Source organism: Streptomyces sp. SP18BB07 (assembly GCF_036322545.1).
GTDB classification, from domain to species: domain Bacteria; phylum Actinomycetota; class Actinomycetes; order Streptomycetales; family Streptomycetaceae; genus Streptomyces; species Streptomyces deccanensis.
In genome coordinates, this window is record NZ_JAQYWT010000334.1 from 16,653 (window position 1) to 32,130 (window position 15,478).

Genomic DNA, 15,478 nt, shown 5'->3' on the forward strand with positions numbered 1-15,478 from the left:
TATTCTGAAGTACGCATATCGAAGCCGATTGATATGGACCACATATGGATCTGCGACACCTTCGGTACTTCGTGGCGGTGGCCGAGGAGCGACACTTCGGCCGGGCCGCCGAGCGGCTCCACATGGCCCAGCCCCCGCTCTCCCAGCAGATCCGGCAGCTGGAGGCGGAGCTGGGCGTCAAGCTGCTGCACCGCACGACACGGCGTGTGGAGGTGACCGAGGCCGGCCGCGCCTACCTGGAGCGGGCGCGCGCGATCCTCGCCGACGTCGACGAGGCCGGCCACCACGCGCGGCTCGTCGCGGCCGGTTCGGTCGGGCACCTCGCGATCGGATGCGTGGGCTCGGCGACGTACAGCCTGCTGCCCGCGCTCTCGCGGCGGCTCACCGAGGAGCTGCCCGGCGTCGACTTCTCCTTCCGCGGCGAGATGCTGGCACCCGACCAGGTCGAGGCGTTGCGCACCGGCGCGATCGATGTGGCGCTGCTGCGCCCTCCCGCGGCCGACCTCTCCCTCACCGTGCACACCCTGCGCCGGGACCGGCTCGTCGTCGCCGTACCCGTCGAGCACCCCCTCGCCCGCCGGAAACAGCTGCGCGCCGCGGACCTCGCCGGCGCCGACCTGATCGTGCACTCCGCCGACCGCCGGTCCGTGATGTACGACGTCGTCCTGGGCCTGCTGCGCGACGCCGGCGTCGAGCCGCACATCCGCCACGAGGTCGGCGAGACCTCGACGCTGGTCACGCTCGTGGCCGGCGGGCTGGGTGTCGCCGTCGTGCCCGAGCCGGTGACAGCGCTGGCACTCGACGGCGTCACCTACCTGCCCCTGGCGGGGGCCGACGCACGCGTGGAGCTGGCCGTCGCCCACCGCGCCGACCGCGCCGAACCGCATCTGGCGCGCACGGTGGGGATCATCCGGGCGGCGATCTGAGAGACCAGGTCGGCGCCCTCCTCCTTGACGCGGCCTACCAGGAAGTGGACCGTGCGGTGCACGACCGCAGGCACTGCGGGAGTTCGGATCGGTGTTCGCGCCAGAGGCCTGGAGAAGCCGGGGCCGCCGGCGCTCTCCGAGGAGACCGCGGCCCCACCGACCGCCCCTACGGCATCGACTGCGGCCTGCGTGACCCGTTCGGCAACAGCATCCGCTTCACCCAGCCGAAGGGCTGAGCCGCCGCGCTCCCCCGGCGCGAAGGGCATTGTCAGTGGTGGGCGGCAGGATGGGGGCATGACGACATCAGCTGCAGTGATCGTGGATGCCGCCGCCTACGCACAGGCCGTCGAGGACGCGGTGCGGGCCTCGGCCGCCTACTACGCCGGGGGTACGTCGGCGCTGGACGACGACACCTACGACCGGCTCGTGCGCGGCATCGCGGCGTGGGAGGCCGAGCATCCCGACGGGATACTGCCCGACTCCCCCACCGGCAAGGTCGCCGGTGGCGCGGTCGAGGGGGACGTGCCGCACACGGTGGCGATGCTGAGCCTGGACAACGTGTTCTCGGGCGAGGAGTTCACCGCGTGGACGGCGTCGCTGGCCCGGCGGATCGGGCACGACGTGGAGCGGTTCAGCGTGGAGGCCAAGCTCGACGGGCTGGCGGTCGCCGCGCGTTACACCCAGGGACGGCTCACGCGGTTGATCACCCGGGGCGACGGGACGGCCGGGGAGGACGTCTCGCACGCCATCGGCACCATCGAGGGGCTGCCCGGCGAGCTGGCCGAGCCCGTGACGGTGGAGGTACGGGGCGAAGTCCTCATGACCACCGCCCAGTTCGAGCACGCCAACGAGATACGCACCGCGCACGGCGGGCAGCCGTTCGCGAACCCGCGCAACGCCGCGGCGGGCACCCTGCGCGCCAAGGAGCGTGCCTACACCGTGCCGATGACGTTCTTCGGGTACGGACTGCTGCCGCTGCCGGGCACGGACACCGCCGACGCCACCCGGCTCGCCGAACTCGCCCACAGCGACCTGATGCCCCGGGCCGCCGAACTGGGGGTCAACACCACCGCCGGTACGGCCGTACCCGGCATCACCGCCGGTTCCGTCGAGGAGGTCCTCGCCCGGGTGAAGGAGATCGCCGAGCTGCGGGCCGCACTGCCCTTCGGGATCGACGGGATCGTCGTCAAGGCCGACCTGGCCGCCGACCAGCAGGCCGCCGGGTCCGGCTCCCGCGCCCCGCGCTGGGCGATCGCCTACAAGCTGCCCGCCGTCGAGAAGATCACACGGCTGCTGGAGGTGCAGTGGAACGTCGGCCGCACCGGCATCATCGCGCCGCGCGGCGTGCTGGAGCCCGTCGAGATCGACGGCTCCACCATCACGTACGCCACCCTGCACAACCCGGCCGACATCACCCGCCGTGACCTGCGGCTGGGCGACCACGTCATGGTGCACCGCGCCGGTGATGTGATCCCGCGCGTGGAGGCGCCCGTCGCCCATCTGCGCACCGGCGACGAACAGCCGATCGTCTTCCCCGAGGTGTGCCCGAGATGCGGCTCCGGCATCGACACCGGCGAACAGCGCTGGCGCTGCGAGAACGGCCGCAACTGTCACCTGGTGGCGTCCCTGTCGTACGCCGTCGGCCGCGACCAGCTCGATGTGGAGGGCCTCGGGCACACCCGGGTCGTCCAGCTCGTCGAGGCGGGCCTGGTGGCCGACCTCGCTGATCTGTTCGCCCTCACCCGGGAGCAGCTCCTCGGGCTGGAGCGCATGGGGGAGACCAGCACCGACAACCTTCTCGCCGCGCTGGAGACGGCCAAGGGGCGGCCGTTGTCGCGGGTGCTGTGCGCGCTGGGGGTGCGGGGCACCGGACGTTCCATGTCCCGCCGTATCGCCCGGTACTTCGCCACCATGGACAACATCCGGGCGGCGGACGCCGAGGCGATCCAGCGGGTCGAGGGCATCGGCACCGAGAAGGCCCCGTCGATCGTGGCCGAGCTCGCCGAACTGGCCCCGCTCATCGACAAGCTCGTGGCGGCCGGGGTGAACATGACCGAGCCGGGCGCCACGCCTCCCGCGCCGGCCGACGAGAACCCCGCCGACGCCGAGGAGGGCCCCGCGGCCGTGGGCGGGCCGCTCGCCGGGATGGCCGTGGTGGTCACGGGCGCGATGACCGGCGTCCTGGAGAAGCTCAGCCGCAACCAGATGAACGAACTCATCGAACGGGCCGGAGGGCGGGCCTCCTCCAGCGTCTCCAAGAAGACCTCCCTGGTCGTCGCGGGGGAGAACGCCGGCTCCAAGCGCGCCAAGGCCGAGACGCTGGGCATCCGCCTGGCCGACCCGGACGAGTTCGCCACGCTGGTGGCCGACTTCCTCACAGCCGAATGATCACGCTCACAGCCGAATGATCACGAGGGCCGTGTCGTCGGTGGCGCGGCCGTGGTGGAGGAGGTCGAGGAGGAGGGCGTCGGCGAGGAGCTCGGGCGTGGAGCGGCGATGACGGGTGAGCGCTTCGGCGAGGCGGCCGAGGCTGACGTCGATGTCCTCGTCGCGGCGTTCGATCAGACCGTCCGTGTAGAGGACCAGCGTGTCGCCCTCGGTGAAGTCGAGGGTGGCCTCGGGGCGGGGGGTGTGCTCGGGGCGGGCGCCGAGGGGCGGGTCGGTGGCGCCGTCGAGGAAGGCGACCGTGCCGTCGCGGCACAGCAGAGCAGGCGGCAGATGGCCGGCGCTGCTGTAGGTGATGGTGTGGCTGTCCCAGTCGACGCAGGTCTGCACGGCGGTGGTGTTCTCGGCGCCGTCGACGGAGCGGGCGTACAGGCCGAGCGCGTCCAGCGCCTGGGCGGGACCGTCGGCCACCAGGGACGCGGCGCTCAGCGCGCTGCGGAGTTTGCCCATGACGCAGGCGGCGGCCAGGCCGTGACCGACCACGTCGCCGACGGCGATCCCGATGCGGTCGACGCCCTCCAGGTCGACCAGGTCGTACCAGTCGCCGCACACGTTCAGCGCGTCCGTCGCCGGCTGGTAGCGGACGGCCACGCGATGGTGTCCGATCGGGTTGGGCGCGGGCAGCATCGCCTTCTGCAGGGCGAGCGCGACCTCCCGTTCGTGGGCGTGCGCCTCGCGCAGCCGTTCGTTGACCTCCTGCAGCTCCCGGGCGCGGGTGTAGAGCTCGGCCTCCATGACGCGGTCCCGGTCGCCGGGGGCGCGCTCGCGGGCCCGGATCAGTTCGGTGACCTCCTCCACCTTGTGGATCAGCAGGACCACCTTCCCGTCGGGGCCGAGGATCGGCGCGTTCACGGGGCTCCAGTACCGCTCCTCCCACTCCCCCGGCTGCTGCGCCGACTCCACGTCGTAGCGCTGCAGCGCCATCGCGTCCCGCTCGCCGGTCTCCACCACGCGGTGCAGCGAGGCCGCCAAGTTCCGCATCCCGTTGGCGGACGGGTCGTCGGGGTTGTCGGGGAACACGTCGAAGAGATACCGGCCGATCACCTGCTCGCGGGTGCGGCCCGACATCCGCAGGAATTCCTCGTTCGCGTCCGCGTACACCAGCTCGGGTGTCAGCAGCGCCACCATGCCCGGCAGCGCCTGGAACACCGCCGCGTAGTCGATCGCCGTATCCGCCATGGTCGCCGCCTCAGCGTCCGTCGCCTGCCTGTGATCTCCACCATAGGAGCCGCGAGCCCCCCGAGCGCGGTCCCGTTCCCCGGAAAGCAGCCAGGTCACGCACGGTCGTGCTGATGAGGACACAGCGTCGCGGGCCTGCTGGGATCCGCCGGGGAGGTCAGGGGGCGGTGCGCGGGAGGGGGCCGCTGTCGATGCCCGCGTGCCAGGCGTCCGCGCAAGGGTCACGCAGGGTGAGGAATGCATCACGGGAGTCGGAGTCGCCGCCCGGCCTCTCCCTGTCGTCGCCTCAGCAGGGCTGTCGCCACACCCCCAGCTCCAGTCGTTTGACCATCGACGAGAGCTTCAGTCGGCGGGACTCCGCGCAGAAGCTGCTCCTGGGTTCGGTGTACTCCACGTGGAACACGGCCTTGCCGGCCTCGATGAAGGGCGAGAGCCGCGCGCATTCGTCGTACTGGGCGCACTCCTCGTTGACCGCGAAGTCGAAGTCGGCGAGCAGCTCGGGGATCTGGGGCAGGTCGTTCTTCAGGCCCACCGCGAGGCCCCGCTCGTGGGCGATGTCCGCGATCATGCGGTTGTAGGTCAGCTGGTCCCGCGCGGTGAGCGGGAAGCCCGTGTCGTCGGCGTAGCCCTCCACCAGGTCGGGCTCCACCGCGTCGAAGCCCTTGTCGCGGCACATGTCGAAGCGGCGTTCCATCAGGGGCCGCAGGACGTCCAACTGCCGTATGTCCAGCCAGCGTTCGCCCGACCAGCCGTTCTCCTCGCCGAGCAGCGAGCGCGGGAAGGCGTCCTTGTCGGGCCGGAAGTCCTCCCAGGCGCCGACGTTGACGTAGCAGATGACCTTGCGGCCGTCCCGGTGCAACCGGGTCACGTCCTTCGCGGAGTTCTCGAAGCCGTCGATGTCGTAGACCGGCACGTCCGCCGAGGGGTCGACCCTGCCGTCCAGCTGCCACTGCCAGGCGAGACCCGGCCGGGGTTTCCAGCGGGGCCCTGACGTGGAGCCGGAATCCGGGTCGGCATCGCCGCCGCAGCCCGCGAGGGTCGAGGCCACCAGGGCGGCCAGCAGCGCCACGTACGCGGACGTCGGCCGCCTCATCGGTCCGTCCCGGTGAGCGCGGGTGTCAACTGGGCCCAGGGGTTGGGTGGTTCACCCGTCACCGGACCGCAGACGGCGGCGCCCCGGTCGTGTGCGGTGCGCACGGCGAGCGGTACGAGTGCCTCGGGGACACCGTAGACGAGGTGGCAGAGCCGCTCGGGCGGGTAGCGCTCGGCCCAGGCGGGCCGGCTGAACGCCGACACGTACGTCGACCAGTGGCCCTCGAAGGTGACGGTCAGGTCGGCGAGGCGGGCGTACCCCGGGGCCGGGTGGACACCGGGGTTGAGGACAACGGTGGCGGCGCCCAGTCGGCGGACGGCCCGGACGAGTCTGCGGCAGGCGGGCAGGCCGTCCGGGGTGGCCGTCACCTGGTCGAGGAAGCAGCCGTCGGCCGCGTACCACTCCTGGTGACGGCGTACGTCGTCGGCGATCTCGGCGCGGTCGCGCACGCCGTAGTCGGTGTCGACATAGCCGAGCAGCCGGGCCCCGGCCGCGCGCAACGCCCCGGCCGCCGCGGTGAACGCGGGGTCGGGGACGTCGCCGGGGCCGTTCGCCGGGTTGAGGACGACGGCGTACGTGCGGGGTGCCGCCCTGATCAGGCGGTGCCAGGCGCCCGGGTCCTCGGCCGGGTGGACGTACAGCGGGATGAGCAGACTCACGGCGTACGGGCACCTTTCTCGCCGCCCCCGTGTTCCCCGCTGCCGTCCGGCACGCCGACGGCCTTGTCCTCCCCGCCGCCGCTCTCCCAGAGTGCGGTGAGCGCGTCGTCCAGGCTGTGGGCCGGCCGCCAGCCGAGGGCCGCCTCGGCGGCGGTGATGTCGGAACACTGCCACGACACGTCCACCGACCGAACCGACCCGTCCGCCCGGGTCTCACCGGCCACCGCGCCACTCACCGCCGACCCGACCGGCCCAGCCGACCCGACGGGCCGCGCCGACCCGACCGGCCGCGCCGGAGCAGTCGACCCCGCCCTGTCTGCCACGGCCGCATCCGGGGCCGCGCCCGCACCCGCGCCCCCGCCCCCCGAAACCCTCGCGTCCGAAGCCCTCGTCGCCGGAGCCCCCGTCCCCGTCGCGTTCTCCGTGATCCGTCCTCGGAAGCCGGCCTTGTCGGTCAGGAGGTGGGCCACCTCGCGGACCGGGACGGCGCGGCCGCCGGAGATGTTGAGGACGGGCGGCAGGGGGCCGGGGGCCGTGGCGGCGAGGACGACCGCTCGGGTGACGTCGCGGACGTCGACGAAGTCGCGGTACGCGGAGAGGTCCCCGAGCCGGAGCACGGCCTCGGGGTCGGGGCCAGCGGTGCGCAGCAGGGTGGCGATGCGCCCGGGGAGGCTGGTGGGCGGTGCCCCGGGGCCGACGGGGTTGCCGACCCGCAGGACCACCGCGTCCAGGCCGGACGTGGTGACGGCGACCGTGCCCGCGAGCTTGGTCGCGCCGTAGGGGGCGAGTGGACGCGTGGCCGCCGACTCGGTCACCCGGACGTCCGGGACGCCGGGACCGTACTCGGCGGCCGAGCCCAGGTGCACCAGCCGCGCGCCGGGGACGGCCTCCCGGAGCGCCGCGCACAGGACGGCGGGGCCCCGGGCGTTGACCTCGGCGAGGGTGACGGGATCGCCGCCGGTCGCGCCCGCACAGTTGACCACGGTGTCGGGCGCGGCCGACGCCAGCGTCTTCGCCAGGTCCGCGGGGCGGACGGTGGCGAGGTCGACGGCGTGGTCGGCCGTGGGCGCCCGGCCACCGCCGAGGACCAGCGCGCCCGGCAGGGCCCGCAGCCCCTCGACGACATGGGTGCCCAGATAGCCGGTGAAGCCCAGGACGAGAATGCGCATGGGGTGCTCAGGCTCCCTTGAGCAGAAGCGACTTGCGGGTGGTGAACTCGGCGTTGGCCCGGTCGTAGTCGTCCGGGCGGCCTATGTCCAGCCAGTATCCGTCGAAGTCGTAGGCGTGCGGCTGGTTCTGAGCCCTGATCAGGTCGAGGACCAACTCGTCGAAGCCCAGCGGCAGTCCGGGGGTGTAGCCCTCCAGGGTGGAGCGGGACACGCCGTAGACGCCCATGGAGACGCGGTAGTCCATGCTCGGCTTCTCGGTGAAGGCGACGACCTTGGTGTCGTCGGTGGTCAGGACACCGAAGTCGATGTGGACCTTGCGGGCGTAGGTGGCGATGGTGAGCGGCGCCCCGGACTCCCGGTGCCGGCGCAGGACGTCGGCGTAGTCGAGGTCGGTGAGGATGTCGCCGTTCATCACGAGGAACGACGCGGGCAGCTTCTCGCGCAGGTTGAGCAGCGGCCCCATGGTGCCCAGCGGGCTCTCCTCGAGGGCGTAGTCGACGGTCAGGTCCCACTGGGAACCGTCGCCGACGTAGGCACGGATGATCTCGCCGAGGTGGCCGATGGCGAGGGTGACATGGGTGAAGCCGGCCGTGGAGAGCTGGCGCAGCACGATCTCCAGGATGGCGTGCTGGTCGCCGATGGGGACGAGCGGCTTCGGCAGCGCGGTCGTGTAGGGCCGCAGTCGTACGCCCTTGCCTCCCGCCAGGATCACTGCGTGCATGGTGCTCCTCCTTGGTCGATGTGCTTCTGCCGGACGGGAGTCAGATGTTGTAGATGCCGGTCTTGTAGCGGTCCAGGTTGGCCGGGTCGCGGAAGAACTCCACGGTGTGCGCGAGGCCTTGCTCCAGGGTGTGGGCGGGCTGCCAGCCGGTGGCGGCGGTCAGCCGGCTCGCGTCCGCGACGAGCCGCATCACCTCGGAGTTCACGGGCCGGATACGGGCCTCGTCCTCGCGGACGTCGAGTTCGCTGTCCATGACCTTGCCGATCAGTGCGACGAGGTCACCGATGGAGATCTCGCCGCCGGTGCCGGCGTTGAAGGTGCGGCCCACGACCTGTTCGGCGGGCGCGGTGCCGACGGTCAGGAACGCCTGCGCGGTGTCCTTGACGAAGGTGAAGTCCCGGGTGGGGCGCAGATCGCCGAGGGTGATGGTCCGCTCCCCCGCCGCGACCTGGCCGATGACCGTGGGGATCACCGCGCGCATCGACTGGCGGGGCCCGAAGGTGTTGAAGGGTCTCAGGGTGACGACAGGGGTGTCGAAGCTCGCGTGGTAGCTGTCGGCGAGCCGGTCACCGCCGGCCTTCGAGGCGGCGTACGGGGACTGCGTGTTGATGGGGTGGTCCTCGGTGATCGGCACGGTCCGGGCGGTGCCGTAGGTCTCGCTGGTGGAGGTGTGGACCAGACGGGGTGTGCCGAGGACGCGGACGGCCTCCAGGACGTTGAGGGTGCCGGTGACGTTGGTGTCCACGTAGCTGTGCGGTGCCTGGTAGGAGTACGGGATCGCGATGAGGGCGGCCAGGTGGTAGGCGGTGTCGGCGCCGTCGAGGAGGCCGCGGACCGAGCCGGGGTCGCGGACGTCGCCGAGGACGATGTCGACGTGGTCGAGGACGTCCGGGTGCAGGGTCTCCAGCCAGCCGTAGGAGGAGAAGGAGTTGTACTGGGCCATGGCCCGGACCCGGTGTCCGGCGGCGACGAGCGCCTCGGTCAGATGGGAGCCGATGAAGCCCTCGGCTCCGGTGACGGCGGCGAGCGGTGCGGAGGTCAACTGGTGTGTCCTTCCGGTCGGTTGTGTGAGGGTGGCGCGTGGGGGCTGTGCGGTGGTCGAGGTGGGCACGGGCTCAGGCGTGCGGGGCGGGCCGGCCGAGCAGCCACAGCGCGCACGCCGACAGACAGAGCGCGGCGGCGGCGCAGCACAGTGGCAGCGCCAGGTCGCCCGGTGGCAGGCGCAGCAGGGTGACCGTCCCGGCGCCGCCGGCCGCCGCGAGACAGATCGCGGCCGACGGCCAGGCCGCCCCGAAGGCCTGCAGCAGCAGCGCGGTCCACAGGGCGGCGGCGAGCAGCAGCAGGGGGGCGGGGGCGGCGTCGGTGAGCAGGGCCGCGGGCAGCAGCGGGAGCAGGTAGGCGAGCAGGCAGAGGCCGAGGATCCCGGCCGAGCGCAGCAGGAACCCGGCGGGGGTCAGGGCGGCGCGCAGCGCGGCGACGGACAGTCCCCGGTAGCGGTAGAGCAGCCACTCCGCCGGGCCCATGCTGACCGTCAGCACGATCACCGCGTACGGCTCCTGCCGGCCCTCCAGCAGCACCAGCACACCGGCGGCCAGGCCGAAGAGGCCGTACGGCAGGGACCACAGCAGGCGGGGGCGGCGGGCGTCCGGGACGGCCGGGGCGGCGAGGGTGTCCCGCAGGCTCCGGCCGGTGACGGCGAGGGTGGCGAGCAGCGCGAGGAGGGGCAGTCCGCCGCGGAGCCAGGGGCCCGGTTCCCACCAGGGCAGGACGGCGGCGCCGACGATCAACGGGCTGAGCGCGGCGAGGAGTTGGCGTTCCCGGCCGAGGACCAGCAGGACGCCGGCCGCGCCCAGGTACAGGGACTGGGCGGCTGCCACCAGGGTCACCGGGCCGCCGCCCGCGGGCAGTGCCGCGATCGCCGTGGCGACGAGCGCTCCGACGGGGGCGCCGGTCAGGAGCGTACGGCCCGCTTCGTGCCGCCCGGTCGCCAGTCGCAGATGGGCCCGGTGGCCGAGGGCCTGGCCCCAGGCCCAGGAGACGAGTCCGGCGACGACGAGGGCGGGGGCGTGGGCGCCGGGGTTCCACAGCGGGGCGGTCAGGAGGTAGGCGAGGCCGGGCAGGGCGAAGAGGACGCCGCGCAGCAGGCAGCGCACGGTGTCCGGGCGCCAGGGGTCGGCGCCCCGCGCGGGTTCGGGGAACGTCCTCGGCACCCGTTCGTACAGCGCCGAGGCCAGCGAGAACAGGTTGGGGTGGCCGTAGCGTTCCTTGATGAGGGTCGCGGACAGGCCCTCCGCCTCCAGCAGGGCGGCCACTTCGTAGGGGTGGACGGCCGGGCCGACGCGGTCGGCGAGTTCGGCGGCGAGTTCGCTCACGGCCTCCTCGTCCGGGCCCCGGCGCGGGAGCCTGATGGTGAGGGTGGTGTCGTCGCCGACGGCCCAGCTGGGGCGGCGGCGCGGGCGGCGCCGGTCGGCCAGCCGGATGGCGAGGGTGTCCTGTTCGACGCCGCCGGGTTCGAGTGACAGGGGGCCGCTCATCCGGCCACCGTGCCGACCGGGGCGGGTGTCCGCGCCGGGACCTCGACGGTCGTCGACCGCCTTTCCCGGGTGGGGAGTTCGAGGTAGATGGAGCGGAAGGTGTCGATGGTCCGGCGGAGGGTGAACTGTTCGATCACCCGGAGCCGTGCCGCCTCCCCCATCGTCCGGCGTCGCGCCGGGTCCCCGAGCAGCTCCAGCGCGGCCCGCGCCATCGCCTCCGGGTCGCGCGGCGGCACCACGAGCCCGGTGTCGCCGACGGCCTCGCGCACACCCCCCACATCGGTGGAGACGGTCGCCCGCCCGCACGACATGGCCTCGATGAGGGTGAACGGGAAGCCCTCGCTGATGCTGGAGAGCATCACGACGTTGCCGGCCGCGTAGGCGTCCTTGATGTCGTCGACCCTGCCTTCGAAGGTGACGGCGTCGCCGTGGCCCAGCTCGGCGGCGAGGGCCTCGCAGCGTTCCCGGTAGGCCTCGCCGCCGCGCGGTGTGCCGCCGAACAACCGCAGCCGCGCGTCCGGGAGTTCCGCCCTGACGAGGGCGAACGCCCGGATGAGGGTCTCCAGGTCCTTGATGGGGTCGACGCGGCCCGCCCAGCTGAGGGTGAGCGTCTCCGGCTCGGGCCCGGCGGGCGGGAACGCGGCGGGGTCGACTCCGTTGTAGACCGTACGGATCGACTCGGGGTCGGCGCCGCCCTGCTCCTCCCAGAGCCGGTTGTAGCGGTTGCCGGGGGTGATCAGGGCGGCCCTGCGGTAGGTCTCCTCGGCGAGGAGGCGGAAGAAACCGAGGACGACCGCCTTCACCGGCCAGCGGTAGGGGGCGGTGCGGTAGCCGAGGTAGCGCTCGCGCAGATAGACGCCGTGTTCGGTCAACAGCAGCGGTACGCCGTGCCGTTCGAGGGCGGCGAGGCCCGGGAGGACGGCGACGCCGCCGCTGACCGCGTGCGCGACGCCGGTCTCGGGAGTCGGTGCGGCGAGCGGGCGCAGGGCGTGTTCGAGCAGGGAGGTCGCGGTGAGCGCGTCGTGCAGGGTGGGCCGGGCCTCGCGGACGGCGAGGCCGGGGCGGTTCCAGACGGCGGTCAGCTGGGCGATCGCCCGGTCCGAGCGCAGGAAGGGGCTGAGGGTGCCGTCCGCGGCGGCCCGGGCCAGCTCGTACAGGGCGGGTGCGAAGCCGTCCTCGGCGCCCGGGTCGAGCAGGGCGGTGAGGAACCGTTCGTAGGCGGTGGTGAGTCGGTGGCGGGCGCGGCCCCGGGGCGCGCGACCTTCGGGCGGGTCGCCCCACATGGGGACGGACAGCACACGACGGACATGGGCGGGCAGGTCCCAGACGAGGGGTTCGCGTCCGGTGCCGGTGACGGCGATGACGTCGAAGTCGAAGTCGGGCATGCCCTGGACGAGTTGGTCGCACCAGACGCTGACGCCGCCGTGACTGTGGGGATAGGTGCCTTCGGTGAGGAGGGTGACGCGCGCCGCGCCGAGTCGGCGCGCGTCGTGGGGAACGGGCATCGGTGTGCTCCACGGCCGTGGTGTGGGGTGGTTCCGGCCGGTCCCGGCCGCAGGTGACGCGGCCGGGACGGCTCGATGGGCGGGTGCCGCAGGTCAGTCGTCCGCGGTGTCCGTGCCCGCGGAGTCGGTGTCCGCGGTGTACGGCACTCTCTCGCTCACGCCCGCGGGAACGCGGGTGTCCGGCGCGGGGGCCGTGGCGTCGCCCGGCCCGGTGGTGACGGCGGCCGAGGGGTCGGCGGGCGTGGGCAGGGCGAGGGTGAGGGGGGCGCCCGTGGAGGGGGTCCAGCCGGAGACCGCGCCCGCGTAGGCGTCGCCGAAGGCGGAGCCGGCGAGGGTGGTGCCGGTGGGCGCGGTGACGGTGACCGCGACGCCGTCCGGTGCCTCGACGGTGACCGTGCCGCCGATGCGGTGGGCGGTGACCTCGCCGGACCGGAGGGCGGCCTGCCAGTCGGCCCTGCGCCGGAGTTCGGCGCCGATGTCCTTCATCCGCGGGTTGACCACGGGGGTGTTCTCGGTGAACAGGGCCGCGTAGGCGTCGAGGACGCCGTCGAGCACCGGGTAGGCGATGCGGTCCTCGGCCAGGTTCGACTGGTGGATGAAGTGCGGTTTCGGATCGTTCGCCAGGACGTGGCCGAGGGCGATCCGCTTCTCCAGCGGCACGATGACCTCTTCGTAGCCGGTGGCCGTGTCCAGCGGTGCCGGGAGGCAGGTGGTGGTGGCCGGGTTGTCCTCGCAGATGCCGCTGCCGCCCTGGGCGCGGCTGGTGTAGATCCAGTTGTACTCGTCGACCTGTTCGGCGGCGCGGCCCGCGTTGTAGAAGACGTTCATCGGGTAGCGGGGGACGGTGGTGGCGGGGCCGATCTGACGCTGGGCGGGCTCGCGGGAGTTGTCGGAGCCGAGCCAGGCGATGTCGTTGTCGTCGAGGGCGAGCGCCAGGTTGGGATTGTCCTCGGGCTGTTGCGGCAGCACCTTCATGCCGGAGTGCTCACCGGTGACCAACTCGTCGTTCTCCAGCGGGAGTCCGGCCGTCTCGCCCCAGACGCGGTTGGTGGCGATCTCGTCGGAGATGTCGTCGCGGCTCACCCACCGGGTGGAGCCGTCGGCTTGGGTCGCGCATTTCCAGGGGACCACGCTGGTGTCCTGGACGCAGCCGAGGAAGGGGTGCGAGTAGGTGTGGTTGATCCAGCGGAACTGGTCGCGCTCCGCGATGAACTTGTCGGTGAGCGCGTCGTCGCCGTTGTTGTCCTCACGGTGGTCGACGCTGCCGGCGCCGTTGTAGGCGAGGTCGAGGGTGAAGCCCCGCGCCGTCTGCCAGGCGGTGGTGTGGTCGACGTCGTCCGGGGTCATGCGGATGGGGTCGGGCTCGACGTTCGGGTCGGTGCAGTCGACGTCGCCGGGGGTGCAGTTGAGTGCGGTGTTCCAGCGGTCGTCGGCGGCGAAGACGTCGTCGACGTGCACGGCGAAGTAGTTCCGTGAGGCGCCCAGGTGCACCCCGCCGGTCATCCATTCGACGATGCCTCGGGCGAGCAGCCGGAACTGCTGCTGGTACTGGTTGTAGACGAAGGTGACGACGAGCTCGCGCCGTCCGTCGTGCCGGTACTCGCCGACCAGGGTGCCGCGGGTGGACTGGCCGGGGATCGCCGCGTCGACGTAGGAGGTGAAGTCGGCGCCCGCCACCGGTCTCGACAGGTAGGCGTAACTCTCGCCGATGGCGGGGTCGTTGTCCTCGAAGGGCACCGCGCCGTCGAGGTAGCCGAAGGGGCCCGCCTTGCCGGCGTCGGTCACCCGGGCCTCGGCGCCGTCGAGGCCGCCGGAGTAGCCGCCGTACACCGGGTACTGCAAACCGGCTTCTGGACGCGCGTAGGTGTAGGCGTCGACCTGGGGGATCGCGTACGTCCGCTCGTACTCCGCGAGCGCCGTCATCTCGGCGGAGCCGGCCGGGAACGGGTTGTCGTTGGGCAGTACGACCGCCTGGTACTTGGCGCGGGGCCGGCCGTCGACGGTGTCCGCGAGGAAGGCGGCGTCGATCACGGGCCGGTCGGCGCTCGTCAGGTCGATCTCGGTGTACGGCGTGCCGGCGGTGGTGAGTTCGGCGGCTATCGCGTCGGTGGACGGGCCACCGTCGCTGACCACCAGGACCCGCAGGTCGACGCGGGGCGTGGTGTCGTCGGCGTGGACCGGTCCGGCCGGCAGGCCGAGCGCGGCGATGAGCGCGCCCACCGTGAGCACGGTGGTGCGTAAGGTCCGCTTCATGCGGTGAAGTCCCCTCCCCGGGCAGGGGTGAGCACGCCTCTCCTGGAGCGGACGCACCCCCTTGCGTGACGCCGGCGTCCCCCTCCAGAACCCAGTCGTCGACGCATCCGTCGCGTCACATAGTGGTGTCTGTGTGTGGCTTTCGTGCTCATGCCGCGAAACATGACGGAAAAGCGCAGGTGTCCAACTGAGCGAACCTGGAACCGAATTGGCCGTTTTCTCATCCGACCCGAACGGGACGCGGAACGACCGCGAGGGCCCGGCACGCTGGTCCGGGCCCCGCGGGGCGCGTCGGCGGACGGTACGGGCCCGCCGGATCGTCCGTCAGTGGTCCAGACCATGACGGAAGCCTGATCACAGATCATTTCAGGTCACTCCCGTCACGACCGCCCACCTCGTCAACGGACCGTCAGGCGCAGAGCACCCGGGTCTCCGGCGTGAACACCGGACCGCCGCTGACGTTCGTTCTGTCGCTGAACTCGGTGTAGAAGTACGAGTAGAACCCGATGTTGCCGTTGCAGCCGGAGTCGCCGGCGACCTGGAGCGTCAGCGTGACGGTACGGCTCTGGCCGGGCGGAATGGTGGCGCCGTAGTTCGTGCCGAGGTTGGCGGGGCCGGTCCCGGAGCAGGGGGTGGCGCCGGCGGCCGTGGCGAGGCTGCAGCCGGTGAAGGAGTACTTCAGGTCGGGGCGCTGGTTGGTCAGCCAGGTGGGCTCGATGGTCTGGTAGATGAACCAGACGTCGTAGGTGTGGTTGTTCGTGATCGTCATCGACAGGTTGACCGTGCCGCCGGGCGTGGTGGTGGCGCTGTCGGTGGTGAACGTCAGCTCCGCGGGTGCCGCGGCGGCCGCGCTCGCGCCGGGTGCGGCGCCGAACACGGCGAGAACGAGGGCCAGTACGGCGCCGAGGCCGAAGCGTCTCATCAGTGGTGATCGCATGGGCCGGGAGGCTAGGCATCCGGCGGGCGCACCGTCTGCCCCGACGGACGGCGTCCG

The 15,478-nt window shown here is 72.6% G+C and carries 11 protein-coding genes and 2 pseudogenes; 3 read left to right on the forward strand and 10 right to left on the reverse strand.

Annotated elements, in window-relative coordinates; all coding sequences use genetic code 11:
- Positions 1-44 precede the first annotated feature (44 nt).
- The 3 genes and pseudogenes from PUR53_RS26665 to ligA all read left to right on the forward strand — a co-directional run bounded on the left by PUR53_RS26665 (position 45) and on the right by ligA (position 3,314).
- Complete coding sequence (locus PUR53_RS26665; RefSeq protein WP_329909872.1) at positions 45-926, forward strand: LysR substrate-binding domain-containing protein; 882 nt, start codon at positions 45-47, stop codon at positions 924-926.
- Positions 927-1,078: 152 nt separating this feature from the next.
- Positions 1,079-1,162 (forward strand): annotated as a pseudogene (locus PUR53_RS26670) (VOC family protein); the annotation flags it as partial.
- A 58-nt stretch (positions 1,163-1,220) separates the two neighbouring features.
- On the forward strand, positions 1,221-3,314 hold the full coding sequence (gene ligA / locus PUR53_RS26675) for an NAD-dependent DNA ligase LigA (RefSeq protein ID WP_329909873.1): 2,094 nt from the start codon (positions 1,221-1,223) through the stop codon (positions 3,312-3,314).
- A gap of 6 nt (positions 3,315-3,320) precedes the next feature.
- Here the strand turns inward: ligA and PUR53_RS26680 are convergent, their stop codons facing one another.
- The 10 genes and pseudogenes from PUR53_RS26680 to PUR53_RS26725 all read right to left on the reverse strand — a co-directional run bounded on the left by PUR53_RS26680 (position 3,321) and on the right by PUR53_RS26725 (position 15,421).
- Positions 3,321-4,550: a PP2C family protein-serine/threonine phosphatase gene (locus PUR53_RS26680; protein ID WP_329897835.1), complete on the reverse strand. Its 1,230-nt coding sequence runs from the start codon at positions 4,548-4,550 to the stop codon at positions 3,321-3,323.
- Positions 4,551-4,836: 286 nt separating this feature from the next.
- Entirely contained in the window at positions 4,837-5,643 is an 807-nt protein-coding gene (locus PUR53_RS26685) for an endo alpha-1,4 polygalactosaminidase (RefSeq protein WP_329909874.1), read from the reverse strand.
- Positions 5,640-6,302 (reverse strand): spherulation-specific family 4 protein, encoded by a 663-nt coding sequence (locus PUR53_RS26690; RefSeq protein WP_329897833.1) that lies wholly within the window; start codon positions 6,300-6,302, stop codon positions 5,640-5,642. The genes PUR53_RS26685 and PUR53_RS26690 overlap by 4 nt, the downstream gene beginning before the upstream one ends.
- Before the next feature lie 380 nt (positions 6,303-6,682).
- Positions 6,683-7,471 (reverse strand): annotated as a pseudogene (locus PUR53_RS26695) (NAD-dependent epimerase/dehydratase family protein); the annotation flags it as partial.
- A gap of 7 nt (positions 7,472-7,478) precedes the next feature.
- The gene (locus PUR53_RS26700; RefSeq protein WP_329897832.1) at positions 7,479-8,192 is read right to left on the reverse strand and encodes a nucleotidyltransferase family protein; all 714 of its coding nucleotides are present in this window, start codon (positions 8,190-8,192) and stop codon (positions 7,479-7,481) included.
- Between the two features lie 40 nt (positions 8,193-8,232).
- Positions 8,233-9,234 carry a GDP-mannose 4,6-dehydratase gene (locus tag PUR53_RS26705; protein WP_329897831.1) on the reverse strand — a complete coding sequence of 334 codons (1,002 nt, stop codon included), beginning with the start codon at positions 9,232-9,234 and terminating at the stop codon, positions 8,233-8,235.
- Positions 9,235-9,307: 73 nt separating this feature from the next.
- Entirely contained in the window at positions 9,308-10,726 is a 1,419-nt protein-coding gene (locus tag PUR53_RS26710; protein WP_329909875.1) for a hypothetical protein, read from the reverse strand.
- Entirely contained in the window at positions 10,723-12,231 is a 1,509-nt protein-coding gene (pelF, locus tag PUR53_RS26715) for a GT4 family glycosyltransferase PelF (RefSeq protein WP_329909876.1), read from the reverse strand. Before pelF ends, PUR53_RS26710 begins: the two co-directional genes overlap by 4 nt.
- A 93-nt stretch (positions 12,232-12,324) precedes the next feature.
- A complete protein-coding gene (locus tag PUR53_RS26720; RefSeq protein ID WP_329909877.1) occupies positions 12,325-14,484 on the reverse strand; it encodes a hypothetical protein in 2,160 nt (719 codons plus the stop codon).
- 409 nt (positions 14,485-14,893) lie between these two features.
- On the reverse strand, positions 14,894-15,421 hold the full coding sequence (locus PUR53_RS26725) for a hypothetical protein (RefSeq protein ID WP_329909878.1): 528 nt from the start codon (positions 15,419-15,421) through the stop codon (positions 14,894-14,896).
- Positions 15,422-15,478 lie beyond the last annotated feature (57 nt).

Bases quoted from the DNA above. Each gene is read 5' to 3' on its own strand.
- PUR53_RS26725 (WP_329909878.1), bottom strand. From the start codon at position 15,421: ATGCGATCACCACTGATGAGACGCTTCGGCCTCGGCGCCGTACTGGCC.
- PUR53_RS26720 (WP_329909877.1), bottom strand. From the start codon at position 14,484: ATGAAGCGGACCTTACGCACCACCGTGCTCACGGTGGGCGCGCTCATC.
- ligA (WP_329909873.1), top strand. From the start codon at position 1,221: ATGACGACATCAGCTGCAGTGATCGTGGATGCCGCCGCCTACGCACAG.
- PUR53_RS26700 (WP_329897832.1), bottom strand. From the start codon at position 8,192: ATGCACGCAGTGATCCTGGCGGGAGGCAAGGGCGTACGACTGCGGCCC.
- pelF (WP_329909876.1), bottom strand. From the start codon at position 12,231: ATGCCCGTTCCCCACGACGCGCGCCGACTCGGCGCGGCGCGCGTCACC.
- PUR53_RS26665 (WP_329909872.1), top strand. From the start codon at position 45: ATGGATCTGCGACACCTTCGGTACTTCGTGGCGGTGGCCGAGGAGCGA.
- PUR53_RS26680 (WP_329897835.1), bottom strand. From the start codon at position 4,550: ATGGCGGATACGGCGATCGACTACGCGGCGGTGTTCCAGGCGCTGCCG.
- PUR53_RS26685 (WP_329909874.1), bottom strand. From the start codon at position 5,643: ATGAGGCGGCCGACGTCCGCGTACGTGGCGCTGCTGGCCGCCCTGGTG.
- PUR53_RS26710 (WP_329909875.1), bottom strand. From the start codon at position 10,726: ATGAGCGGCCCCCTGTCACTCGAACCCGGCGGCGTCGAACAGGACACC.